The 22,025-nt window shown below is 70.1% G+C and carries 26 protein-coding genes and 1 pseudogene; 10 read left to right on the top strand and 17 right to left on the bottom strand.

The features are described from left to right. Positions 1-5: 5 nt before the first annotated feature. The 5 genes from ACQP2T_RS56260 to ACQP2T_RS56280 form a co-directional block, all read right to left on the bottom strand. Positions 6-656: a response regulator gene (locus tag ACQP2T_RS56260; RefSeq protein ID WP_433512926.1), complete on the bottom strand. Its 651-nt coding sequence runs from the start codon at positions 654-656 to the stop codon at positions 6-8. Further along, positions 656-1,255 (bottom strand): sensor histidine kinase, encoded by a 600-nt coding sequence (locus ACQP2T_RS56265; RefSeq protein WP_433519965.1) that lies wholly within the window; start codon positions 1,253-1,255, stop codon positions 656-658. Before ACQP2T_RS56265 ends, ACQP2T_RS56260 begins: the two co-directional genes overlap by 1 nt. Further along, on the bottom strand, positions 1,161-1,712 hold the full coding sequence (locus ACQP2T_RS56270; protein ID WP_433512927.1) for a DUF7134 domain-containing protein: 552 nt from the start codon (positions 1,710-1,712) through the stop codon (positions 1,161-1,163). Before ACQP2T_RS56270 ends, ACQP2T_RS56265 begins: the two co-directional genes overlap by 95 nt. Before the next feature lie 57 nt (positions 1,713-1,769). Beyond that, positions 1,770-1,892: a hypothetical protein gene (locus tag ACQP2T_RS56275; protein WP_433512928.1), complete on the bottom strand. Its 123-nt coding sequence runs from the start codon at positions 1,890-1,892 to the stop codon at positions 1,770-1,772. Between the two features lie 100 nt (positions 1,893-1,992). Further along, positions 1,993-4,566 (bottom strand): hypothetical protein, encoded by a 2,574-nt coding sequence (locus tag ACQP2T_RS56280; protein ID WP_433512929.1) that lies wholly within the window; start codon positions 4,564-4,566, stop codon positions 1,993-1,995. A gap of 274 nt (positions 4,567-4,840) precedes the next feature. Here ACQP2T_RS56280 and ACQP2T_RS56285 point away from each other — a divergent pair. The 3 genes and pseudogenes from ACQP2T_RS56285 to ACQP2T_RS56295 all read left to right on the top strand — a co-directional run. Next, positions 4,841-5,081, top strand: a pseudogene (locus tag ACQP2T_RS56285) (transposase); the annotation flags it as partial. A gap of 124 nt (positions 5,082-5,205) precedes the next feature. Continuing rightward, entirely contained in the window at positions 5,206-5,502 is a 297-nt protein-coding gene (locus ACQP2T_RS56290; protein WP_433512930.1) for a hypothetical protein, read from the top strand. A gap of 326 nt (positions 5,503-5,828) precedes the next feature. Further along, positions 5,829-6,710, top strand: coding sequence for a tetratricopeptide repeat protein (locus ACQP2T_RS56295; RefSeq protein WP_433512931.1), 882 nt, complete (start codon positions 5,829-5,831; stop codon positions 6,708-6,710). A 336-nt stretch (positions 6,711-7,046) separates the two neighbouring features. On the opposite strand, the gene cysS is transcribed toward ACQP2T_RS56295, so the two are convergent. Both cysS and ACQP2T_RS56305 read right to left on the bottom strand, forming a co-directional pair. Next, the gene (gene cysS, locus ACQP2T_RS56300) at positions 7,047-8,438 is read right to left on the bottom strand and encodes a cysteine--tRNA ligase (RefSeq protein ID WP_433512932.1); all 1,392 of its coding nucleotides are present in this window, start codon (positions 8,436-8,438) and stop codon (positions 7,047-7,049) included. A gap of 43 nt (positions 8,439-8,481) precedes the next feature. Next, entirely contained in the window at positions 8,482-8,868 is a 387-nt protein-coding gene (locus ACQP2T_RS56305; RefSeq protein ID WP_358552005.1) for a PPOX class F420-dependent oxidoreductase, read from the bottom strand. A gap of 52 nt (positions 8,869-8,920) precedes the next feature. Between ACQP2T_RS56305 and ACQP2T_RS56310 the strand changes: the two genes are divergently transcribed. Continuing rightward, positions 8,921-10,384, top strand: a complete 1,464-nt coding sequence (locus ACQP2T_RS56310) for a DUF2637 domain-containing protein (protein WP_433512933.1) — start codon at positions 8,921-8,923, stop codon at positions 10,382-10,384. A gap of 107 nt (positions 10,385-10,491) precedes the next feature. On the opposite strand, the gene ACQP2T_RS56315 is transcribed toward ACQP2T_RS56310, so the two are convergent. The 4 genes from ACQP2T_RS56315 to ACQP2T_RS56330 form a co-directional block, all read right to left on the bottom strand. Then, complete coding sequence (locus ACQP2T_RS56315) at positions 10,492-10,767, bottom strand: GlsB/YeaQ/YmgE family stress response membrane protein (protein ID WP_433512934.1); 276 nt, start codon at positions 10,765-10,767, stop codon at positions 10,492-10,494. Between the two features lie 94 nt (positions 10,768-10,861). Beyond that, positions 10,862-11,149 (bottom strand): GlsB/YeaQ/YmgE family stress response membrane protein, encoded by a 288-nt coding sequence (locus ACQP2T_RS56320; protein ID WP_357958053.1) that lies wholly within the window; start codon positions 11,147-11,149, stop codon positions 10,862-10,864. A gap of 229 nt (positions 11,150-11,378) precedes the next feature. Then, positions 11,379-11,834: a 2-C-methyl-D-erythritol 2,4-cyclodiphosphate synthase gene (gene ispF / locus ACQP2T_RS56325; protein WP_357958055.1), complete on the bottom strand. Its 456-nt coding sequence runs from the start codon at positions 11,832-11,834 to the stop codon at positions 11,379-11,381. A gap of 17 nt (positions 11,835-11,851) precedes the next feature. Further along, positions 11,852-12,334, bottom strand: a complete 483-nt coding sequence (locus ACQP2T_RS56330) for a CarD family transcriptional regulator (RefSeq protein WP_043624891.1) — start codon at positions 12,332-12,334, stop codon at positions 11,852-11,854. Positions 12,335-12,575: 241 nt separating this feature from the next. Between ACQP2T_RS56330 and ACQP2T_RS56335 the strand changes: the two genes are divergently transcribed. Next, positions 12,576-13,163, top strand: a complete 588-nt coding sequence (locus ACQP2T_RS56335) for a copper chaperone PCu(A)C (protein ID WP_433512935.1) — start codon at positions 12,576-12,578, stop codon at positions 13,161-13,163. An 83-nt stretch (positions 13,164-13,246) separates the two neighbouring features. Here ACQP2T_RS56335 and ACQP2T_RS56340 read toward each other — a convergent pair whose 3' ends face one another. Together ACQP2T_RS56340 and ACQP2T_RS56345 are read right to left on the bottom strand one after the other, a co-directional pair. Further along, a complete protein-coding gene (locus tag ACQP2T_RS56340) occupies positions 13,247-13,939 on the bottom strand; it encodes a response regulator transcription factor (protein ID WP_225294233.1) in 693 nt (230 codons plus the stop codon). After that, positions 13,936-15,114, bottom strand: coding sequence for a sensor histidine kinase (locus ACQP2T_RS56345; protein ID WP_433512936.1), 1,179 nt, complete (start codon positions 15,112-15,114; stop codon positions 13,936-13,938). Before ACQP2T_RS56345 ends, ACQP2T_RS56340 begins: the two co-directional genes overlap by 4 nt. A gap of 123 nt (positions 15,115-15,237) precedes the next feature. Between ACQP2T_RS56345 and phoU the strand changes: the two genes are divergently transcribed. Further along, positions 15,238-15,888 (top strand): phosphate signaling complex protein PhoU, encoded by a 651-nt coding sequence (gene phoU, locus ACQP2T_RS56350; protein ID WP_433512937.1) that lies wholly within the window; start codon positions 15,238-15,240, stop codon positions 15,886-15,888. Positions 15,889-15,965: 77 nt separating this feature from the next. Here the strand turns inward: phoU and ACQP2T_RS56355 are convergent, their stop codons facing one another. From ACQP2T_RS56355 to mshA, 3 genes are read right to left on the bottom strand one after another with little or no spacing between them, the layout of a single operon-like run. Next, positions 15,966-16,709 carry a phosphoglyceromutase gene (locus ACQP2T_RS56355; RefSeq protein WP_433512938.1) on the bottom strand — a complete coding sequence of 248 codons (744 nt, stop codon included), beginning with the start codon at positions 16,707-16,709 and terminating at the stop codon, positions 15,966-15,968. A gap of 49 nt (positions 16,710-16,758) precedes the next feature. After that, complete coding sequence (locus ACQP2T_RS56360; RefSeq protein ID WP_433512939.1) at positions 16,759-17,247, bottom strand: YbjN domain-containing protein; 489 nt, start codon at positions 17,245-17,247, stop codon at positions 16,759-16,761. A 26-nt stretch (positions 17,248-17,273) separates the two neighbouring features. Continuing rightward, positions 17,274-18,512: a D-inositol-3-phosphate glycosyltransferase gene (mshA, locus tag ACQP2T_RS56365; RefSeq protein WP_433519966.1), complete on the bottom strand. Its 1,239-nt coding sequence runs from the start codon at positions 18,510-18,512 to the stop codon at positions 17,274-17,276. 133 nt (positions 18,513-18,645) lie between these two features. On the opposite strand from mshA, the gene ACQP2T_RS56370 reads away from it, so the two are divergent. Both ACQP2T_RS56370 and ACQP2T_RS56375 read left to right on the top strand, forming a co-directional pair. Further along, positions 18,646-19,389, top strand: a complete 744-nt coding sequence (locus ACQP2T_RS56370; protein WP_433512940.1) for an SDR family NAD(P)-dependent oxidoreductase — start codon at positions 18,646-18,648, stop codon at positions 19,387-19,389. After that, positions 19,382-20,173 (top strand): class I SAM-dependent methyltransferase, encoded by a 792-nt coding sequence (locus ACQP2T_RS56375; protein WP_433512941.1) that lies wholly within the window; start codon positions 19,382-19,384, stop codon positions 20,171-20,173. Before ACQP2T_RS56370 ends, ACQP2T_RS56375 begins: the two co-directional genes overlap by 8 nt. Before the next feature lie 26 nt (positions 20,174-20,199). On the opposite strand, the gene ACQP2T_RS56380 is transcribed toward ACQP2T_RS56375, so the two are convergent. Next, the gene (locus ACQP2T_RS56380) at positions 20,200-20,703 is read right to left on the bottom strand and encodes an O-acetyl-ADP-ribose deacetylase (RefSeq protein ID WP_433512942.1); all 504 of its coding nucleotides are present in this window, start codon (positions 20,701-20,703) and stop codon (positions 20,200-20,202) included. A gap of 54 nt (positions 20,704-20,757) precedes the next feature. Here ACQP2T_RS56380 and ACQP2T_RS56385 point away from each other — a divergent pair, with 54 nt between their 5' ends. After that, complete coding sequence (locus tag ACQP2T_RS56385) at positions 20,758-21,120, top strand: BlaI/MecI/CopY family transcriptional regulator (protein ID WP_225294249.1); 363 nt, start codon at positions 20,758-20,760, stop codon at positions 21,118-21,120. Then, a complete protein-coding gene (locus tag ACQP2T_RS56390) occupies positions 21,117-22,022 on the top strand; it encodes a M56 family metallopeptidase (RefSeq protein WP_357958074.1) in 906 nt (301 codons plus the stop codon). Before ACQP2T_RS56385 ends, ACQP2T_RS56390 begins: the two co-directional genes overlap by 4 nt. Positions 22,023-22,025: the final 3 nt, after the last annotated feature.

The raw sequence follows: 22,025 nt of genomic DNA on the forward strand, positions 1-22,025 counted from the left end.
GCCGGTCAGCGGGCGGCCGGCTTGACCAGGCCGCAGTCGTAGGACAGCACGACCGCCTGCACCCTGCTCGACAGCCCCAGCTTGGCCATCAGCCGGTTGAGATGCGTCTTGATGGTGCCCTCGCTCACCGACAGCCGCACCGCGATCTCCTTGTTCGACAGCGCCTGCCCCACCAGGCGCAGCACCTCGGTCTCCCGGGCGGTCAGCCCGTCGAGCGAGGGCGCCGGGGCGGGCGGGACGATGAACGCCTCGATCAGGCGCTTGGTGATGCCCGGCGCCAGCAGCACGTCACCGGCGGCGACGGTGCGGATGGCCGTGATGATGCGCTCGGGAGGGGTGTCCTTGAGCAGGAAGCCGGAGGCGCCCAGGCGCAGGGCGTTGTAGACGTACTCGTCGAGGTCGAAGGTGGTCAGGATGAGGACCCTGGGCGGCACGCCCTTGGCGGCGGCCAGGATGCGCTCCATGGCGGTGATGCCGTCCACACGCGGCATGCTGATGTCCATGAGGATCACCTCGGGCGCGCGCTCGGCGGCCAGGCGTACGGCCTCCTCGCCGTCCACGGCCTCGCCCACGACGTCGAGCCCGGCCGCGCGCAGCAGCGCCGCCAGGCCGGCGCGGATGAGCACATGGTCGTCCACCACGAGGACCTTGATCATCACCCTGCCTCAGGCTCACCCTGCCTCTGCGGGAGAGGGACAGGGAAGGTCACCAGAACCTCGAACCCGCCCCCGGGGCGGCCTCCCGCGGTGATCGTTCCCTGGTAGAGCCTGACACGTTCAGTCATGCCGATCAACCCGTGACCGCCATGGCCGGAACCGGCGGCAGGACCGGTGGAGGGGCCGGTGCCGTCGTCGGTGACGCGCAGGGTCAGCGTGCCGGGGGCGTAGGCCAGGTGGACCTCGGCGCGGGAGGCCGCGGCGTGCTTGAGCACGTTGGTCAGCGACTCCTGGACGATCCGGTAGGCGCACTGGTCGAGCCCGGGAGGCAGCTCCACGGGCCGGCCCTCGACGCTCAGCCCGACGTCCAGCCCGGCCGGTCGTACGCGCTTGACCAGGCTCTCCAGCTCGCTCAGCCGCGGCATCGTCAGGTAGCGGCCCTCGTCCTCCTCGTGGGCCTCGATGCGCAGGATCGACAGCAGGCGCCGCATCTCGGTGAGCGCCTCATGGCTGGTGTCGGCGATGACGCCGAGCGTGGTGTTCGCGGTGGCGGGGTCGGACAGCGCGACGTAGCGGCCGAACCCGGCCTGTACGGAGATGACGGGACATGTGGTGGGCGACGACGTCGTGCAGCTCCCTGGCGATGCGTACCCGCTCGCGGGTCACCGCCCGCAGCGCGGCCGCGTCGCGCTCCTCGGCGAGTTGCCCGGCCAGCGCGGTGAGCTGCTTCTGGCGGGTGCCGAGCAGGCGCACGATCGTTCCCGTGGAGAACGTCCAGCCGGCCACGATGAGCGACTGGCCCAGCGCCGACCACAGCGCGACGCCGGGCTGCATGGCCGAGCCGTGCGTCCACTCGGCCACCACCGGCAGCGCGCCCGCCAGGCCGGCCCGCCAGGAGGCGTGCGCGGCGACCGAGTACAGCGCCAGCAGCGGGCCGATGCTGTTGAGGCCCGGATGGTGGCCGGCGACGTGGAAGAGCACCGCCGCGCCGGACGAGACCAGCAGGACGGTGAGCGGCGCCCGCCTGCGCCACGCGAGAGGGCCGTCGACCAACACGGTCAGCGCGAACGATAGGGCGTCGGCCGGCCGGCCCTTGCCCGGCTCCAGCGCCTCTCACACCCAGGTGCCGGCGGTCAGGGCGAACGCCATGGCACCGTCCACCAGCCGCGCGTCCAGCGAGGAGAGGGAGGACAGTGAGAACCACCGCCGGGCGAACATCGGGAGCCTGACGCGCAACCTTCACTCCTGAACCGTCTCGACGTGGCGCGGTCGCCGCGGCCGTAGCACCGCTTCCACGGTGCACGGCCACGGCGACCGGCGCAACAGGTGCCCGCCGCTACTTGGGCGGGTCGGGCAGCTCCTCGCGGCTGAACGTCACCCCGCCGCCGTCCTGCCGCTCCAGGGCGGCCGTCTGGGTGGTCACCTGGTAGACGCGGGTCTGGTTGTCGGCGTTGCGGTACAAGAACGCCCACGACGAGCCGTTGGCGTTGCTGAAGGTGAAGACGGTCGGATCGGTGGCGCTCTCGTCACCGGCGAACGTGACCTGTTGCCAGGGCCGCCACGTGCCCGACGCCTGCACGGTCTCGCCGGTGCTGTGGATCATGCCGTCCGCGCTGCGGGCGACGATCTCCGTCTTGCCGCTCATCGGGCTGAGCAGGGCCGCGGGCTGGCCGGCCGCCGTCAGGCCGGGCACCTGCTCCCAGACGTCGGGGAAGGCGCCGGTGTCGTCCTGCCGCTTGGTGAGCACCGTGCCTTCCGTGCCCCGGACGAACAGGCGGATCCTGCTCCCGGGGTAGACGACGGCGGCGGGCGTCCCCGTGAGGCCGGGGTCGCTGATGCTCGTGCAACCGGAGACGGCGCCGTTCGCGTACAGCATGGTCCGCAGCACACCGGCGTTGTCGAGGACGAACAGCCTGATCCCGCCGCTCACCGTCGCCGCCACGGGCGTGGCGCCCGAGAGCCCGGCCACGCCGAGGCTGATCCAGGAGGTGTACGGGCCGGCCGCCGCCGTCTGCGGCAGGGCCCACAGCGCGCCCCCGGCGTCCACCGCGAAGGCGACGGGCTTGCCGTCCTCCAGCCTGCCGATCGCCGCGTGCGAGGCCATCGCGATGTCGCCGGGCAGCCACGCCTCCCACGCGGGGACGTTCTTCGTGGCCTGGGTGGCGGTCCACACCGCGCCGGCGGCGTTGTGCGCGGCGATCTGCAGCCGCCCGTCGGCCTGCTCGCCGAGCGCGGGCCGGCCGGCGTAGGCCTCCGTGCTGGAGAACGGCGTCCACTGCACGGAGCCGAAGTTGTCCGGGTCGGGCTGGTGGCCGTGCAGCAGGCGTCCGTAGTTGTCGGTGTAGGCGTACTCCAGCGGGCCGAGCGTCGCCCCCTGCACCGGCGTCGCCTGGAGCGCGGCCGTCGGCGTGAACGGCTCGACCGGCACCGGCGCGGCGGCCTGGCGCACGACGTTCGACAGCACCACGGCGGTGCCGGAGGCGGGCTGGCCGCCCGGCCCCTCGCCCGGCACCCCAACGACGGCCTCGGCCTTGCCGTTCTTGTCGAGGTCGCCGATCGCGGCCGAGGAGCCGAAGTTGTCGCCGCCCTCGTTGGCGTCACCGGCGTCGATCTGGGTGAGGCGCCGGCCGGTGGTCAGGCTGACCGTGGAGTTCGCGGGGCGCGCGTGCCCCCGGAACAGGAACGCGGCGCCCGCCCCCGCTGGGCCGTACGCCTTGCCCGGGGCGCCGATGATCAGGTCCGAGTACCCGTTGACGTCGGCGTCGCCCGTCGTCAGCGCGGCGCCGAACCGGTCGCCCGAGGCCGCCTGCTCGCCGGCGCCGCTCTCCTGCAGCCAGAACGCCGTGCCCAGCTTGGTCGCGGCGCCGGGCAGGATCACGACCGAGCCGCTCTTGACGTCGGTGCCCTGCACCTCGCCCGGGATGCCGACGGCCACGTCGGCGTAGCCGTCCTTGTCGAAGTTGCCGATGGCGAGCGTGGCGCCGAAGTTGTCGCCTGCCTCGTTGCCGCCGCCGTTGCCCTCCTGCGTCATCCCGAACCCGGCGGCCTTGCCCGCCGCCGCGCCCGGGATGACGTAGATGCCCCCGCTGCCGGCCGGGTCGGCGCCCGGCGCCTCGGCCGGGGCGCCCACCACGAGGTCGGCGTGCGCGCTGCCGGTCACATTGCCGGCCGCCAGCGCGGCGCCGAACCGGTCGCCTGCCTCCGTGGCGCCGCCCGCGTCCTCCTGCTTGGCGTCCCAGCCCTTGACGATGCCGCCGGCCGAGCCCTTGTACACGTAGATCGAGCCGCCCTTGACGGTCTCCTGGTACGGCATCTCGCCCGGCACGCCGATGGCCAGGTCGGTGTAGCCGTCGCCGTTCAGGTCCGCGGCGGCCAGCGCCGTGCCGAAGTTGTCGCCCGCCTCGTCGCCACCGCCGCCCGTGGTCTGCGTGTAGGACTTGCCGCCGGACAGGCCGCCCGAGCCGCCGGGGAAGACGGCGATCGCCCCGGCCCCCGCCGCCGTTCCGATCGCCTCGCCGGGCGCGCCGACGGCCAGGTCGGCGTAGCCGTCCTTGTTGAAGTCGCCCGCCACCAGCGCGGCGCCGAACCGGTCGCCCGTCTCGATCCCCCCGCCCACGTTGGCCTCGGTGAGCCGCGTACCCGGCGTGACCAGGCCGCCGGCCGACCCCTTGTACACCGTCACGCTGCCGCCCGCCGCACCGCTCACGGTGTCGCCGGGCGCGCCGACGGCCACATCGGCGTAACCGTCCTTGTTGAAGTCGCCGCTCACCGACGTCGCGCCGAACCTGGCCCCCGCGGTGGCGGCGGACGGTGCCAGCACGCGGTGCGCGTACAGGTCGGCGGTGGTGCAGGCCGTCGCGGCGTACGCGGTGGCGGGCGCCACGCCGGTCACCGATCCGGAGACGATCATTGTGAGAGCGCATAACCGAGCAAGCTGATGACCACGGGCCATGGATTCGACCTCCGCCTGGACAGGACAGATTTCCGGCAAACGTATCCAGCGGGCACCCTCCGAAGCGTCAGCCGTGGGGCTGAATGTCGCTTCAACCGATCCGCGTAGCCGTCCTGTCCCGTGTCAACCAGAGGGATAGTCGACGGCCTTCCACGCCGAGCTCAAGAAGATCTTCGCCGCGTCCGGCGAGCAGGCGGCCTTCGACCCCCTGGCCGACTTCACCACCACCTGGGGCCAGAAGCATCCCCAGGCGGCCCGCGTGTTCGAGACCGCCTGGGACCGGACCGCTTCACACCGCTCCTCGCCTTCTCTCCAGCGGTCCGCAAACTGCTCTACACCACCAACGGCATCGAGTGAACTACCAGCTACGCAAGGTCAGCAAAGCCCGCGGGCACTTCGCCGGCGACGACGCCGTGGTCAAGCTGCTGTGGCTGGCCATCATCAACATCGAAGACAAACGCGCCCTTGAACGAGCGGCTACCGCGAGATGGAACAGGCCCTCGGCCTGGGCGACTACGAAGGCCGCGGCTACGCCGGATTCCACCACCATGTCACCCTCATCTCCGCACGCCGCCGGCTCCCGGCTCGCTGGCCGGGTTGTGGTCGGCCGCGGCACTCCTGCACGTACCGGCCGCCGATACCGTCCCCACGCTGCGCGCCTGGCACGCGGCCCTGCGCCCTGGGGGCGTGCTCGGACTGAGCACCTCGACCGGCGAGGGCGAGGTCTGGGAGCCGGTCCCGCACGACAAAAGGCTCCAGCGCTGGTTCGTACACCGCGAGCCGCGCACGCTGCTCGCGATCCTCGCCGAGATCGGCTTCGAGGTACGCGAGCACGCCGAGAGCACCACCCATCGCACGTGGCTCAGCGTGCTCGCGATCCGCCGCGAGGTTTGACCACCCGCGTGCCACTGCCCACGCTCATCATCATCACCACGCGAATCGGCGATGGCGGCAGCGTGCGCACTGTGCTGCTCGATGACCGCGGCTACGTCACCCTGTTCAAGCTCCACCTTGCCCGCGCCAAGCTACACCGCCGGACTGTTGTCCCCTCCGGTCGCTGTCCCCTGGCGGGCCGCTGTCCCCCACCGCCGAGCTGCTCTCCCTTCCGGGCCGCTGTCCCTCACCGCCGCGCCGCTCCCCCCTCCGCGCCGCTCCCCCCTCCGGGCCGCTGTTCCCGCCGCCCACCACACCGGCGCGCACCCAGCGCATACCGCTCTCAAGTGCTCGGATCCGGGTGGTGCACGGCACAGCAGCACGTCAATGCTCCCCACGCCAAAGCCCGGGCGCTGTTACTTCTCAGCGACATCGCCCTCAAACGAAAACGATCGCTGTCGCAGCAGACCGGCGGGCCTGACAGGGTCTCGCTTGACGCACGGCTCGATCTTGTGACGGCTATCGATGTACCGTGTCGTCGACGCCGGGACGGGGTGAGCGGGATGCATGCGGAAGAACGTATCGAGCGGGCCAGGGTGGCATACGAACGCGCTGTCTACGCGGGCGAGACCGCTGGGCTAACAGGAGCGGAGCAGGACCTGGACAAGGTCGAGGCCGATCTTGCCTTGGCTCGGGGCCGGATCCTGCACGCGCGGTTTCTCGAAGACCGGCAGGAGGCCACACATGAGTTGGCCTTGTTCGAGCGTGCGACACAGCTGTATCGAACGCTCGGTGATCTACCCGGCCTGGCCGAGTCGCTGTTCTGGGTGGGCTGTTTTCACCAGGTTGTACGGGGTGATACCCGTACGGCCATCCCGCTGTTCGAGCAGTCGTACGAATTGGCGACGCAGGCCGGAGATCGGTTCACCCAGTCCGAGGTGCTCCGGCATCTTGGGATCGCGGAGCATTCTGCCGGTCGGTTGGAGGCCGCGCGGGAGCGGTTGGAGGAATCGATACGGCTGCGCCGCGAGATAGGGCTGTTGGCTGGAGTCGCGTCCAATCAGGTCGGGCTGATCTACATCGCTGTCGCGGAAAACCGCAGTAGCGACGCACTGGCGCTGGCGGACGAGGCGTACGCCACCGCGGCGGACTGCGGTGCCGAACGCATCATGCGCCAGGTCGAGGAAGCGCGCACGCAGATCACGATGCCGGCCGCCGATCAGGGCTAGACCCACGACCAGAGTGGGTCCTCAGCCGCTCAACCTTCGATGACACAAGCTCACGGATCACCACGGGCGGGGTTCACCGCAGCCTGCGGGCGACCGCAGCCCGTGAGCGGTGACCGCAGCCCGTGAGTAGTCACCCGCAGCCTGTGGGTGGTCACCACAGCCTATGGGTGGTGATCGCCGACCGGTTACCGGAACCAGTGGGTCGGCCGCACAGCTGGGACCTAGTGGGACAGCTGCCAGCTAGCCCCGTGCGGTGCGTCCTCCACCGTGATCCCCGCCGCCGTCAACTGGTCCCTGTCTGAACGGGACCGATTGTCAGTGAGTTCGGGAGCGGGCCTAGTGGGACAGCTCCCAGCGAGCCCCGTGCGGCGTGTCCTCCACCGTGATCCCCGCCGCCGTCAGCTGGTCCCTGATCGCGTCAGCCGCCTCATAGTCCCTGCGCGCCCGAGCAGCCTTGCGCTGCTCCAGCGCCACGGCCACCAGTGCGTCGACCACCGGCTTGAGGTCGGACTTCGCCGAGCGCCACTGCGCCGAGCGCGGGTCGAGGCCCAGCACGTCGAGCATGTTCTGGGTCTCGGCCAGCAGGCGTGCCACCGCTTCCTTGTCGCCCCTCGCCAGCGCCACGTTGCCCTCGCGGACCACCTCGTGCACGACGGCGAGGGCCTGCGGGGTGCCCAGGTCGTCGTCGAGCGCGTCGCTGAACGCCTGCGGCAGCGGAGCGTCGGCGTCGACGTCGTGGATCACTTCGGCGGCCCTGGTCACGAAGCCTTCGATGCGCTGGTAGGCGGCCGCGGCCTCCCGCAGCGCCTCCTCCGAGTAGTCGATCGACGAGCGGTAGTGCGGTGCCGCGAGGTAGTAGCGCAGCTCCACCGGGCGTACTTTCTGCACCATCTCCGGGATCAGCAGCGAGTTGCCGAGCGACTTGCTCATCTTCTCGGCGCCGATCCTGACCAGGCCGTTGTGCATCCAGTAGTGGGAGAAGTCGTCGCCGGCCGCCTGGGACTGGGCGAGCTCGTTCTCATGGTGCGGGAAGATCAGGTCGAGGCCGCCGCCGTGGATGTCGAACGCCGACCCGAGGTATTTGGTGGCCATGGCTGAGCACTCCAGGTGCCAGCCGGGGCGGCCGGGGCCCCAGGGGGTCGGCCAGGTCGGCTCGCCGGGCTTCTCGCCCTTCCAGAGGGCGAAGTCGCGCGGGTCGCGCTTGCACGACTCGTCGTCGGTGTCGGCCGCCGCACGCATGTTGGCCAGCTTCTGGTTGGACAGCGTGCCGTAGCGGTCCTCGTAGGAGACGACGTCGAAGTAGACGTCGCCGCCCGACGCGTAGGCGTGGCCGCGGTCGATGAGCCGCTGCATCAGGACGATCATCTCGGGCACGTGACCGGTCGCGCGGGGCTCGACGGTCGGGGGCAGGCAGCCGAGAGTTTCGTACGCCCAGGTGAAGGCGCGCTGGTTGCGCTCGGCGACCGTGAACCACGGGACGCCCTCTTCGGCGGCCACCCGGATGATCTTGTCGTCGATGTCCGTGACGTTGCGGCAGAACGTCACGTCATATCCGGAACGCATGAGCCAGCGGCGCAAAACATCGAAGTTGACGCCCGAGCGGATGTGCCCGACGTGCGGGGGAGCCTGCACGGTCGCCCCACACAGGTAGATCGACGCCCGGCCGGCTTCGACCGGAACGAATTCGCGGATGGCGCGTGCGCTGGTGTCGTAGATGTGCAGGCTCACGAAAGAAAGGCTAACGCCTGAGCCGACATCGCAGGTCCTTTAATCACGCACGCATGATGACCTTCTCTGGACTTATGCGGACAATCAGCCGCTCGACTCCTGGCTTGTCCTCCCAGGGCTTACCGGTGTACTTCAGCGAGAGCTCCTGGATGAGGTCGCCCGCGGGGTCCTCCTCCATGCTCACGCGACCACGGACCTCGGCGTAGCGGTAGGGGTTCGCCGGGTCGATGACGAGCAGGCTGGCCCGGGGGTCGCGCTCGAAGTTGCGCGGCTTGCGCCGCCCCTTGGCGGTGGAGAAGAGGACGTCGTCGCCGTCCGTACGCACCCACACGACCGTCGACTGAGGTCCGCCGTCGGGATTGATGCTGGTCACCGTCGCGTAATTGGGCCCGTCGAACAGCTCGCGCACGTCCCCTGAGAGCTCGGTCATGTATCTCCCTTGATCGGTCCTGCCCCCCATTCTTCTGTAGGCTCGAACCGCCATGGACGTGACTCCCCCTTCTACGCTCCGACGCCTGGGCATCGCCCTCGCCGGTCTCGCGGTGGCCGGCCTGACGGCAGTCGCCTGCGTGCTCTCCTTCGACGACCTGCGGGCACTGGCCGTCCGCGGCGAATCCCGACCCGACCTCGCCTTCCTCTATCCGGCCGGCTTCGACGCGCTCCTGGTCGTCGCGCTGATCGGCGTCCTCCTGCTGCGCTCGGCCCGCCTGCTGGTACGCGCCCAGGCGGCGGTCGTGCTGGTCCTGCTCATCGTGGCCGCCGCCGCGTCGAACGCCGCGACGGCGCTCCAGGTCCAGCTCGACATACAGCCTCTCGCGGTGGGGGTGGCGGTCGCGCCATGGATCATGCTGGCGATCGCCCTCTGGCTGTGGTTACTGCTCATCAAGCACGTCCAGGCCCGCAGGACGTCCACAGACGACGATGACGACGGTACGGCGGAGCAGGACATCGTGCCCTTCCACCGCAACCGCCCCGCCGAAGACCCGCCGCCGCTGACCAAGCCGCTGCACCACCCCGTGCTGGAGACCACCCCGGTCATCGGTCCCACGCCCGCCCCGGAAACCCCGCCCATCTCCGCCCGCGTGACTCGCTGGCCCGCCGCCCCCGCGCAGGACGGGGACGCCGAACCGGCGAATCTGCCGCTACGCAGCCCGGAGCCGGCAGCCGAGTGGCCCAACCAGCCGGAAAGGACCCAAGAGCCGACACCCAGGCTCGAGTGGGCCCACCGGTCAGAGCGCGACCCGGAGCCCAGGGTAGACACCCCTGACGGCGAGGGCCGGCGGAAGCCCGAGGCGGTGCCAGAGCCGGAGCCGGACACCCGTACCGACCCCGACGGACGGACGGAGCCAGGCGGACGCACCGACCCCGCGCCAACCCCTGAGCCCGAGCCATCCCCAGAGCCGGAGCCGGAGCCAACCTCTGACTCCGGGCCATCCACAGAGCCGGACCTGGAGCCCGTGCCGGCCTTTGAGCCGAGCGCCGAGCCACAGCCGACCCCGGAGGCGAGCAACGAGGAGAAGCGTCCGGTGCGTTGGGGCGATCGGGTCAAGCCGACCGACGTTCTCGTCCATCCCCGTACCCCCGCCGTCACCGACCGGGACACCGACACCCAACCGGTCCGGGTCTTCAGCGACATCCCAGCAGCACCGCCCCGCGCCAGACCTGCCCAAGCCGCCCAGGCTCCCGAAGCCCCCGAACAGGCCGAGGCCAGGGCCGGAGTCGCCGAACAGGCCGAAGCCAGGGCCGGAAGCGCCGAACAGGCCGAAGCGGGGCACAACCCCGACCCCGACCACGGCCCGGAAGTCGCCGACCCCGCCGAGTCCGCCACCGCCCGCACCCGCACACTGCAGGACCGCGCCCTTGAGGACACCGCCCCTCACCCGGTCGTAGAAGACGACGCCCCCTCGCGCCGCCTCCGCAGCACCCCCCTCCCACCCGAGGACTGAACGGGCCCAGCAGAAGACCCGCCCGGTGCAAGTACCGGGCGGGTCTTCGCGTACCGTTCCGCGCCGAAGGGGGTTCGGCACAGTCGCGGAACTGCCTAAGCCATCGTCTAAACGCTCTTGCCACTGCCCCGCCGCAGCCCGGCCACGAGCCCGACACCCACAACGGCCAGAACGACCTGCATGACGAGTTCGATCCAGTCGATGCCATTGGTGGTGGCGACGCCGAGCACCTGGGCGATGAGCGTGCCCACAAGGGCGGCGACGATACCGACGACGATGGTGAGGATCCACCCGATGGCCTGCCTGCCGGGAAGCAGCAGGCGACCGAGGGCGCCGATCACGGCGCCGATCACGATGGCGCCAAGGATGGACTGGATTGTCATGACCAAACCTCCCAGTGAGAGTGAGCCGTTCACTCTCGAGGGAGATCAGTACCCGGCTACGCGCGAATATGCGTAGCTGCGGGGAAACGCCAGGTCAGATCGGCGTTCCTCCGGTTCGGCCGGTTTTTCCGGCGCTCACCCTGGCGACGATGAGGACTCCGATGACGGCCAGGGCGAGCTGGATGATGTGCTCCAGCCAGTCGATGCCCCGGGTGTCGGCCCAGCCGAACGCCTGAGCGATGAGCGTGCCGAGCAGGGCCGCCACGATGCCGACGATCAGCGTCAGGCCGATGGACATGTTCTGCTTACCGGGCACTATCAACCGGGCCAGTGCTCCGACAATGGCGCCGATGACGACTGCGGAAACAATCGCGCCGATCATGTGTAGCTCCCCCCGAAGACGTTCCACATGTCTTCAGAAGGACTTACCCGACATATCGGGAAAGTACCCTCGGGAAGGCGGCGATCCGTACCGCGCCAGTAACGGACCGCCGCCCCCGTTCGCTCGGCGGGCCGGAGGCAGCGCCCGCCGGGATACCCTCAACGGATCCCGTAAGAAGACGTCGCACTGCCGGTAAAGGTTGACGAATCGCCCTAAACGACGAACAGAACTAAGAGACGACGAGTGCCGTCGCGATGGCCGCGACCCCTTCGCCCCGCCCGGTCAGCCCCAGCCCGTCCGTAGTGGTCGCGCTGAGGCTCACAGGCGCCCCCAGAGCGGCGCTGAGCGCCTTCTCGGCCTCTGTACGGCGCGGCGCGAGCTTGGGCCGGTTACCGATGATCTGGACCGCGACGTTACCGATCTCGAAGCCCGCAGAACGTACCTGGCGTGCGGTCTCCTCCAGCAGCGTGACACCCGAGGCGCCCGCCCAGCGCGGGTCGGCGGTGCCGAACAGGCCACCGAGATCGCCGAGCCCGGCGGCGGACAGCAGCGCGTCGCAGGCCGCGTGCGCGGCGGCATCGCCGTCGGAGTGGCCCGCGAGCCCGACCTCGCCCGGCCAGTGCAGGCCGGCGAGATGCAGGTCTCGCCCTGAAACGAACGGGTGGACGTCGACCCCGACGCCCACCCGTGGAAGCTTCGTGTTCAGGAGTTGAGAACCTCGTCGAGCAAGGCCTCCGCCTTGTCCTCATTGGTCTTCTCGGCGAGGGCCAGCTCACTCACCAAGATCTGACGGGCCTTGGCGAGCATGCGCTTCTCACCGGCGGACAGGCCGCGCTCGCGGTCCCTCCGCCACAGGTCCCGGACCACCTCGGCGACCTTGTTGACATCGCCGGACGCGAGCTTCTCCAGATTGGCCTTATAGCGCCGGGACCAGTTGGTCGGTTCCTCGGTGTGCGGCATCCGAAGAACATCGAAAACCCGCTCTAGGCCTTCCTGGCCGACAACATCGCGCACGCCGACGAGTTCTGCGTTTTCTGCTGGCACCTGGACGGTAAGGTCGCCCTTGTCGACCTTGAGCACCAGGTAGGTCTTTTCCTCACCCTTGATGGATCGCTTCGTGATTGCTTCGATCCGAGCAGCCCCATGGTGGGGGTAGACGACAGTGTCGCCGACCTGGAAAGTCATGTGACAAGTACCCCTTCCGCTGTACTCCAGAGTACCACGCATCCACAGGCTCCCGGAACAGTGAAATCATCATAACTGCAGGTCAAAGCGGCATATTGGGGGTTGACAAGGCGTCAAGTCTATGAATCGCATATGCGCGCATAGCTAATGACCTGCAGGGGTGCGGATATGACCATGGATTCGGATGGATATGGTGGGCGCTGCCCAACATGCATGCGCAAGACCCTAGGAGTACCCGCTCGTGACCCGCCGTCGCTGGATTGTCGCCGCTGTAGCGTTCCTGGCCGCCCCCGTGCTCGCCGGCTGTTCGGCTGGATTCGACGCAGACACCAACAAGCCGTACGCCCCCAATGAGGCCGGAGTCCTCTTCGATCAGGCCAAGAACTACGGCACGCGTGGCATCCAGATCCCTCAGGCGTTCATCCTCGGCCCCGACTCCGGCGCACAGCTCGTCTATGGCGGCTCGGCCCCGGTCTACCTGAACATCCTCAACACCAACGGCGCTCCCGACACGCTCACGGCGGTCAACGCCGGCACCATGGCCACCGCGAAAGTGACCACGCCGATCCAGCTGCCGAGCAACCAGCTCGTCAACACCGGCAAGCCGAGCCCGCAGATCATGCTGGAAGGCATCTCCAAGGGCCTCAGGGGCGGCGAGAGCATCCGCCTGGACCTCCAGTTCACCAACGCCGGGGTCGTGTCCATGAACGTCCCTGTGGTCACGCGCAGCCGCGAGTTCAAGGACTACCCGCCGGCGCCCAACGCGACCGCCGCGCCGACGCCCACGCCCTCTGCCACCGCCGCGGCCGAGGCCGAAGCGGCCCACTGACCCCAGGAGAAAGCCCCGGTCCGGCACAAGAGCAAGCAAGAGCAAGCTCGTACGTGCCGGATCCGGGGCTCAGCCTGAGAGTGTCAGCTCTCCAGCGCGTCGAACTTGTAGCCCAGCCCGCGCACGGTCAGAATGCAGCGCGGGTTGGACGGGTCTGATTCGATCTTGGCGCGCAGCCGCTTGACGTGAACGTCGAGCGTCTTGGTGTCTCCCACGTAGTCGGCGCCCCACACCCGGTCGATGAGCTGCCCCCGGGTGAGCACCCGCCCGGCGTTGCGCAGCAGCACCTCCAGGAGCTCGAACTCCTTCAGCGGCAGCTGCACCTGGTCGCCGCGTACGGCCACCACGTGCCTGTCCACGTCCATGCGCACGGGACCCACGGCCAGCACCGCGGACTCCAGCTCCTCCACCGCGTCGCCCTGGCGGCGCAGCACGGCGCGGATGCGGGCGACGAGCTCGCGCGAGGAGAACGGCTTGGTCACGTAGTCGTCGGCGCCCAGCTCCAGGCCCACGACCTTGTCGATCTCGCTGTCCTTGGCGGTCAGCATGATGACCGGCACCTTGGAGCGCTGCCGCAGCGAGCGGCAGACCTCGGTGCCCGGCAGTCCGGGCAGCATCAGGTCGAGCAGCACCAGGTCGGCGCCGCTCCGGTCGAACGTGTCGAGCGCCTCCGGCCCGGTCGCCGCGACGGAGACCTCGAAGCCTTCTTTGCGGAGCATGTACGACAAGGCGTCGGAGAACGACTCTTCATCCTCGACCACGAGAACTCGGGTCATTTTGCGGCCTCCAGGGTGTTCGGGGGTGGTACGACCACCGCGGTGCCGCCGAATGCGGGCAGCCGCAGCGTGAATGTGGAGCCGGAGCCTTCCTTGCTCCAGACGGAGACCTCGCCGGCGTGCGCCGCGGCGACGTGCTTGACGATCGCGAGGCCGAGCCCGGTGCCGCCGGTCGCCCGGGACCTGGCCGCGTCGACGCGGAAGAAGCGTTCGAAGATGCGCTCCAGCGACTCTTCCGGAATGCCGATGCCCTGGTCGCTGACGCTGATCTCGACGGAGTCGCCGGCCGGTCTGACGCTGACGACGACCCGGGTGTGTTCGGGGCTGTAGGCGATGGCGTTGTCGATGAGGTTGCGCAGGGCGGTGACGAGCAGTTCGTCGTCTCCCCAGATGCGCAGGCCCTCCGTGCCGCCGGTGACGAGTGTGATGTCCTTGGCGATGGCCCTGGTGTTGCAGTGGTCGATGGCGTCATGGACGGATTCGTCGATCGAGACCTGTCCGGGAGTGGGGATGGGCTCGGCGCCCTGGATCCGGCTCAGCGTGATCAGGTCCTGCACGAGGTAGGTGAGCCGGGCGGCCTCGTGCTGCATGCGCCCGGCGAACCTGGTGACGGCCTCGGGATCGTCCGCGGCGTCCTGGATGGTCTCGGCGAGCAGGCTCAAGGCGCCGACGGGGGTCTTGAGCTCGTGGCTGACGTTCGCCACGAAGTCGCGGCGGACGGCCTCCACCCTGCGGCGCTCGGTCTGGTCCTCGGCGAGCACCAGGACCTGGCCGTGCGAGCCGAGCGGGGCCACCCGGACCGCGAAGTTCGTGATCTCCTGGCCGAACTTGTGCCCGGCGACGTCGATCTCGCTCTCGCGGATCTCGCCGTCCCGGCGTACCTGCCTGGCCAGTGCCAGGAGTTCGGCGGCCATCAGCCGGTCGCCCTTGACCAGCCCGAACGCGCGGGCGGCCGAGCTGGCCCGCAGCACGCGGTCGTGCGCGTCGAGCACGACGGCGGACGAGGGAAGCACGGCCAGCACCGAGGCGACGCCCTGCGGCAGGGCGCCGGTCTCCTGGTCGCCGGCCGTCGCGGCCCTGTGCGAGGACTCGATCTGGTTGCGGTAGAACAGGACCGCCAGCGCTCCCACGACGAACCCCGCCAGGGCCGTCAAGCTCATGGCCATCTCACTCATGCTTTCGATGGTAGGTGGCCTTCTTCAAGTGACAGCCCTTCCACCTGCGGATGAACGGGGCTTTCCAGGAAAGTTCATCTCGCGGTAGGAGTTCGTTCATCAAGAGCGACGTACGGTGACGGCATGCGCGACGCGTACCATGAAGAACTCGATTCCCTGACTGACAAGCTGGTCGAGATGACCAGACTGGTCCGCTCGGCCATCTCCAGAGCCACCACGGCCCTGCTCGACTCCGACCTCCAGCTCGCGGAGAGTGTGATCTCCAGGGACGCGGAGGTGAACGCGACGTTCGAGCAGCTCGAGGCGTCCATCTTCGAGCTGATGGCCAGGCAGCAGCCGGTGGCCGTCGACCTGCGGATGGTCATCACGGCCCTGCGGATGGGCACGGACCTGGAGCGCATGGGCGACCTGGCGGTGCACGTGGCCAAGATCGCGCGGCTGCGCCACCCCGAGACGGCCATCCCGGCGGAGGTACGGCCCACGATCGTGCAGATGGGTCAGATCGCCGAGACCCTGGTCACGAAGGCGGGCGGCTGCATCGCCTCGCACGACGTGGAGTCGGCGCTGGAGCTGGAGGCCGACGACGACGCCATGGACAAGCTGCACCGGCGGCTGTTCAGGAACATCCTGGCCAAGGACTGGCCCCACGGCGTGGAGCCGGCGATCGACATCACGCTGATCGGCCGTTACTACGAGCGTTACGCCGACCACGCGGTCAATGTGGCCGGTGACGTCGTCTACCTGGTGACGGGCTCCCGCCCGACACCGAGCTGACCTGAGCCGATGACGGCGGGGCGCGCGATGCGCCCCGCCGTCGGCGTTTGCGGCCCCAGCCGGGGACAAGTCGGTGTTCAGCGGCCCTGGTTGGCGACCGCCTCGATCGCCGCCTTCGCGGCCTCCGGGTCGAGGTATTCGCCGCCGCGCCGGAGCGGCTTGAACTCGGCGTCCAGCTCGTAGCGCAGCGGGATGCCCGTGGGGATGTTGAGCCCGGCGATCTCCTCGTCGGGGATGCCGTCGAGGTGCTTGACCAGCGCCCGCAGCGAGTTGCCGTGCGCCGCCACCAGCACGGTGCGCCCGGCCGCGAGGTCCGGGACGATCTCGTCGTACCAGTAGGGCAGCATGCGGTCGACGACGTCCTTGAGGCACTCGGTGCGCGGCATGAGCTCGGGCGGCAGCAGGGCGTAGCGCGGGTCGCCCGCCTGGGAGTATTCGTCGCCGTCGGCGATCGGGGGCGGCGGGACGTCGAAGGAGCGCCGCCAGAGCATGAACTGCTCGTCGCCGAACTCCTCGCGGGTCTGTGCCTTGTTCTTGCCCTGGAGGGCTCCGTAGTGGCGCTCGTTGAGCCGCCAGGAGCGCTTGACGGGCAGCCAGAGCAGGTCGGCCTCGCCGAGGGCGAGCTGGGCCGTCTGGATGGCCCTCGTGAGCAGGCTGGTGTGGACCACATCGGGACGGACCCCGGCCTCCACCAGGAGCCTGCCGCCCCGGCGGGCCTCGTCCTCGCCCTTGGCCGAGAGGCTCACGTCCACCCACCCGGTGAACAGGCCTTTCGCGTTCCAGTCACTCTCGCCGTGCCGTAGCAGCACCAAAGTCGCCATGCGGGCAATCCTATGGCGGGCCTCAGCCGCCGGTCCGCGCCGGACCCGGTCAGCCGTCGGTCCGCGCCGGATCCGCGAAGCGGGCGAACGCCTGGAGGTTGGCCAGCGACTCGCCCCGTTTGGCGCGCCAGGCCCACTCGCGCCGGATCGACGAGGCGAAGCCGAGCTCCAGTGCCCGGTCGAACCAGTCGTCGGAATAGGTCAGCACGCAGCCGAGCAGCCGGTCGATCTCCTCTTCCGTGATCGCCGTGAGCGGCGTCCGGCCGACGAGGTAGACGTCGCCGACGCTGTCGACGGAGAAGTGGACGCCGTACATGCCGCCGTTCTTGGCGAGCAGCCATTTGTAGAACTCGGTGTGGTTCTCGTCGGGCTGGCGGCAGAAGAACGCCTCGACGTGCAGCGCCTGATCGCCGATGATCAACCAGGTCATCGTGGCGAGTTTGTGCTGCCCGGGCAGCTTCACCAGGAACGCCCCCGGCCGCGGCTCGTCAAAAGAGACGTCCGCGGCCTTGAGCGCGGTTTCTACGACTTCGCGCATGTCGTACAGCCTACGGAACGAGCGCCCTATGAGATGACGGCGACCGGCAGCCGGTGCAGGCCGGCGACAGCGTCCGCGTAGACCTGCATCAGGCGCGACGACGTGGCCTGCCAGCCGAACGCCGCCGCGTGCTCACGGGCGCCGGCCGACAGGCCGTCGCGCCAGGCGGGTGCGGTGACGAAGCGGCGCAGCGCGCGTGCCCACTCGTGCGCGTCGTGGCCGTCCACGAGCACGCCCGACACACCATCCTGTACGGCCGTGCGCAGCCCGCCCACGGCCGCCGCGGCGACGGGGGTGCCGCACGCCTGTGACTCCAGGGCGACCAGGCCGAACGACTCGCTGTGGGACGGCACGACGGTCACGTCGGCCGCGCGGTACCAGTCGGCCAGCTCGTGCTGCGGCGCGGGCGGCACGAGCCGGACGACGTCGGAGATGCCCAGCTCGGCGGCGAGCTCGGCGAGGAGGGACGGCCTTGCCAGGCCGTTGCCCGACGGTCCGCCCACGCACGCGACCACCAGGCGGTCGCGCAGTGAGGGGTCGTCGATGAGCATCCGCGAGGCGGCGCGCAGTAGCACGTCGGGCGCCTTCAGCGGCTGGATCCGGCCCACGAACAGCAGGACGTGCGCGTTCTGCGGCAGCCCGAGACGGCGCCGGGAGGCCCCTTGTGAAGCGGGTTGGAAGACTGTGAGGTTGACGCCCGGGTTCACCACCGCGACGCGTTCCTCCTGCGCCCCGTACAGCTCCATGAGCTCGTTCGCCTCGTCGGCGGTGTTGGCCACGAGCCGGTCGGCGATCTCCACGACCTGCTCCTCGCCCACCACGCGGGCCTGCGGCTCGGGCTGGTCGTTCTGGGCCAGCAGCAGGTTCTTGACCTTGGCCATGGTGTGCATGGTGTGCACCAGGGGCACGCCCCAGCGCTCCTTGGCCAGCCAGCCGACCTGGCCGGACAGCCAGTAGTGCGAGTGGATGACGTCATAGCGGCCGGGGTCGTACATCGCCTCGGTCCGCAGCACGCCGGACAGGAACGCGCAGAGCTGGCCGGGCAGGTCGGCCCTGGTCAGCTCCTCGTACGGTCCGGCGGTCAGGTGGCGGACCATGACACCGGGCGCGAGTTCGGCCACCGGTGGCAGGTCACGTCCAGTGGCCCGGGTGAAGATCTCCACCTCGACGCCGGACTCGGCCAGTCGCTTCGCCGATTCGACGATGTACACGTTCATCCCGCCGGCGTCGCCCGTGCCGGGCTGTTCCAGGGGAGACGTGTGCATGCTGATGGTCGCGACCCGGTTGACCCGTCGTCGCCTCACCCGACACCACCTCCAAACGCAGTACAACTATGCAGAACATCCCGACATTCCCGACAAGCGGGGTGTCATGGGCAGTGCTGGCAAGATGTGTGCCATGAAGAAGACAGCCGTGGTGACGGGCGCGAGCAGCGGGATCGGTGAGGCGACGGCGCGGCGGCTGGCCGCCGAGGGCTACGACGTGGTGGCGGGCGCGCGACGTCAGGACCGGCTGGACAAGCTGGCCGCCGAGGTGCCCGGGATCCGCCCCGTGTCCCTGGACGTGACCTCTCAGGAGTCGGTGGACGCGCTGGCGGCCTCGCTCGACCGCTGCGACGTACTGGTCAACAACGCCGGTGGCGCGCTCGGCATGGAGCCGGTGGCCGAGGGACGGATCGACGACTGGCAGCGGATGTACGACACCAACGTCCTCGGATCCCTGCGGATGACGCAGGCCCTGGTGCCCATGCTCGTCGAGTCGGGCGACGGGGTGCTGGTGATGCTCACCTCGACCGCGGCGCTGGTGGCGTACGAGGGCGGGGGCGGCTACGTGGCCGCCAAGCAGGCGCAGCGGTCGATGGCCGAGACGCTCAGGCTGGAGCTGGTCGGGCAGCCCGTACGCGTCGTGGAGATCGCGCCGGGCATGGTCCAGAGCGAGGGCTTCGCGGTGACCCGCTTCCGCGGCGACGAGACGGCGGCCGCCCGCGTCTACCAGGGCGTGCCGGACCCGCTGAGCTCCGACGACGTGGCCGACGCGATCGTGTGGTGCGTCACCAGGCCCGCGCACGTCAACATCGACCGCCTGGTCATGCGCCCGCGCGCCCAGGCCGCCCAGCACCGGGTGCACCGCGTCGGTGGCTAGGCCGGTCGGTTCGATCACCAGGGGCACGACCGGGCACAACCGGCTGCGGCGCGCCGACCGGTGGATCGCCGCCGCCCACGGCCGTCTGCTGCGCGGCGCCGCCCGGCCGCTGGCCGTGGACCTCGGCTATGGCGCCTCCCACACCACCACGCTGGAGCTGTTCACCCGCCTGCGGCGGATCAGCCCGAACATCGAGGTGGTGGGCATCGAGATCGACCCCGCGCGGGTCGCCCTGGCCAAGCCGTACGAGCGCGCCGGGCTGAGCTTCGCCCTGGGCGGCTTCGAACTGCCGGTCTCACGTCCCCCGCTGCTGATCCGGGCCTTCAACGTCCTCAGGCAGTACGGCGAGGCGGACGCCTGGCGCTACTGGGAGGCGCTGCGCGGCCGGCTGGCCCCCGGCGGCGTCCTGGTGGAGGGCACCTGCTCGGAGAGCGGCCACCGGGCGATCTGGGCCGGTCTGGATCGGGACGGCCCGCGCACGCTCACCCTCTCGGCCAGGTTCGACGCCTTCGACCGCCCTTCGGACCTGGCCGACCGCCTGCCGAAGACCCTCATCCACCGCAACGTCCCCGGTGAGCGCATCCATGCGTTCCTGAGCGACTTCGACCGTGCCTGGGCGAGAACCGCCCCGTACGGCGCCCACGGCCGCCGGCAACGCTGGCTGGCCGCCGTGGACCTGCTGGCGAACTCCTGGCCCGTCCACCGGCATCCGCCGCTCGGCGGCACGGCCAGATGGCGCCTCGGCGAACTGACCCTCCCCTGGGAGTCCGTGGCGCCGCGCTGAAAGGCCCTCCCAAAGAGGCGCGCGCTCTAAAGAGCCGCGGAGAAGGCCGCGTAAGCGACCGCGTCGAACAGGACGAACCGCACTTCGTCCACAGCTGTGGAAATCTCCCGCACAGTGCGCAGCGCGATGCGGGCGCCGTCGTCCAGCGGCCACCCATAGATGCCGGTCGAGATCGCGGGAAAGGCCACCGACCGGGCCCCCAGCGAGTCGGCCACCCGGAGCGACTCGCGATAACACGAGGCCAGGACTTTGGAGCGGTCATCCGTCCGCGAATAGACCGGCCCGACGGTGTGGATCACCCACTGGGCGTCGAGCCGTCCGGCGGTCGTGGCCACGGCCTGCCCCGCCAGCAGCCCCTTGCCGTAGTGGGACGCCCGCAACGCCCGGCATTCGGCGAGAATCTCCGGCCCACCCCGCCGGTGGATCGCGCCGTCGACCCCGCCCCCGCCCATCAGCGACGAGTTCGCGGCGTTGACGATCGCGTCAACCGTCTGCGCGGTGATGTCCCCCTGTACGAGCGTGACGTCCATCTCACCAGCATCCCGGATGTCTGCTCGACGCTTTGTAGTACTACGCTGAAGAGTGTGAAGGGTCTTGGCGAGCTCGAACGCAGCATCATGGACATCATCTGGGCGGGGAGCAGCCCGCTGACGGCCCGTGAGGTCGGCAGGCTCATAGCCGACCGCGATCTGGCCCCGACCACCGTCATGACCGTCCTCGACCGTCTGACCCGCAAGGGGTTCCTCCAGCGGACCCGCGACGGCCGCGCCTGGCGCTACGAGCAGGCGGCGAGCCGCGACGCGTACATCGCTGAGCTTATGCTGGAAGCTCTGGACCTGACGGGCGACCGCTCGGCCGCCCTCACCCGCTTCGCCCAGGCCGTGTCCGGCTCTGAGGCGGAGATCCTGCGCAGGGCTCTCACGGAGCTGGAGCTGGAGGAAGAGTGACCACGGCAGCGACGCTGGCAGCGCTCGCCCTCGCGTGCGGGCTCGGCTCCTGGCGTCTCACGACTGCCCGCTGGACGTCTCGCGCCCCTCGGATCGCCATCATCCTCTGGCAGTCCCTGGGCGTGGCCTGGGGCCTGGCCACGACCGGCGCCATGCTGGCGTACGCCGTGCAGCCCTCGGGGCTGGGCATCCTGCCGGGCATGGCGGCCTTCCTGAGCGGCGAGCGCCCGCGCGGGACCTGGGATCCGCTGCACATGACGGCGATGATCGCCGGGCTGACCTCACTGACCGTCCTCATCGTGGTGCTGATCACCGCCGGCGTGCAGGCGCTGCAGGCGCGCAGGCGCCACCGCGTGCTGCTCGCGCTGATCGCCCGCGACGACCCGGGCGTGCCCGGCGTGCGGGTGCTCGACCATCCGAGCGCGGCGGCCTACTGCGTGCCGGGGCTGCGCTCGCAGGTGGTGGTCAGCGAGGGCGCGCTCAAGCTGCTGTCGCACGACGAGCTCACGGCCGTGCTCGCGCACGAGGCGGCGCACGTACGCGAGCGGCACGACCTGGTGCTGCTGCCGTTCGCCGCCCTGCGCCGGGCCCTGCCCTGGTCCAAGGTGGTCTGCGAGGCGCAGGCGCAGGTCGAGCTGCTCATCGAGATGGCCGCCGACGACCGCGCGCGCCGCTACTGCTCGCCGCGCAGGCTGGCCACCGCCCTACTCAGGTTCGGTACGGCCGGTGCCATGCCGACCCCGCAGGGCATGCTCGGCGTACGCGCCCAGAACGTCATGGCCCGGGTGGATCGCCTGATCAAGCCGGGTCCCGCGCTGCCCACCACGATGCGTTTCAGCATCCTCGCCCTGTCCGTCACGTTGGTCACCGCCACCCCGTTCCTCTGGACCATCCAGTTTTAACGC

Source organism: Nonomuraea sp. CA-143628, assembly GCF_050942315.1.
In the GTDB taxonomy this organism is placed as follows: domain Bacteria; phylum Actinomycetota; class Actinomycetes; order Streptosporangiales; family Streptosporangiaceae; genus Nonomuraea.

Bases quoted from the DNA above. Each gene is read 5' to 3' on its own strand.
- ACQP2T_RS56260 (WP_433512926.1), bottom strand. From the start codon at position 656: ATGATCAAGGTCCTCGTGGTGGACGACCATGTGCTCATCCGCGCCGGC.
- ACQP2T_RS56330 (WP_043624891.1), bottom strand. From the start codon at position 12,334: ATGACTTTCCAGGTCGGCGACACTGTCGTCTACCCCCACCATGGGGCT.
- ACQP2T_RS56380 (WP_433512942.1), bottom strand. From the start codon at position 20,703: ATGGACGTCACGCTCGTACAGGGGGACATCACCGCGCAGACGGTTGAC.
- ACQP2T_RS56305 (WP_358552005.1), bottom strand. From the start codon at position 8,868: ATGACCGAGCTCTCAGGGGACGTGCGCGAGCTGTTCGACGGGCCCAAT.
- ACQP2T_RS56360 (WP_433512939.1), bottom strand. From the start codon at position 17,247: ATGCGCGAAGTCGTAGAAACCGCGCTCAAGGCCGCGGACGTCTCTTTT.
- ACQP2T_RS56320 (WP_357958053.1), bottom strand. From the start codon at position 11,149: ATGATCGGCGCGATTGTTTCCGCAGTCGTCATCGGCGCCATTGTCGGA.
- ACQP2T_RS56355 (WP_433512938.1), bottom strand. From the start codon at position 16,709: ATGGCGACTTTGGTGCTGCTACGGCACGGCGAGAGTGACTGGAACGCG.
- ACQP2T_RS56315 (WP_433512934.1), bottom strand. From the start codon at position 10,767: ATGACAATCCAGTCCATCCTTGGCGCCATCGTGATCGGCGCCGTGATC.
- ACQP2T_RS56340 (WP_225294233.1), bottom strand. From the start codon at position 13,939: ATGACCCGAGTTCTCGTGGTCGAGGATGAAGAGTCGTTCTCCGACGCC.
- phoU (WP_433512937.1), top strand. From the start codon at position 15,238: ATGCGCGACGCGTACCATGAAGAACTCGATTCCCTGACTGACAAGCTG.
- mshA (WP_433519966.1), bottom strand. From the start codon at position 18,512: ATGCACACGTCTCCCCTGGAACAGCCCGGCACGGGCGACGCCGGCGGG.
- ACQP2T_RS56310 (WP_433512933.1), top strand. From the start codon at position 8,921: ATGGACGTGACTCCCCCTTCTACGCTCCGACGCCTGGGCATCGCCCTC.
- ACQP2T_RS56345 (WP_433512936.1), bottom strand. From the start codon at position 15,114: ATGAGTGAGATGGCCATGAGCTTGACGGCCCTGGCGGGGTTCGTCGTG.
- ACQP2T_RS56280 (WP_433512929.1), bottom strand. From the start codon at position 4,566: ATGATCGTCTCCGGATCGGTGACCGGCGTGGCGCCCGCCACCGCGTAC.
- ACQP2T_RS56370 (WP_433512940.1), top strand. From the start codon at position 18,646: ATGAAGAAGACAGCCGTGGTGACGGGCGCGAGCAGCGGGATCGGTGAG.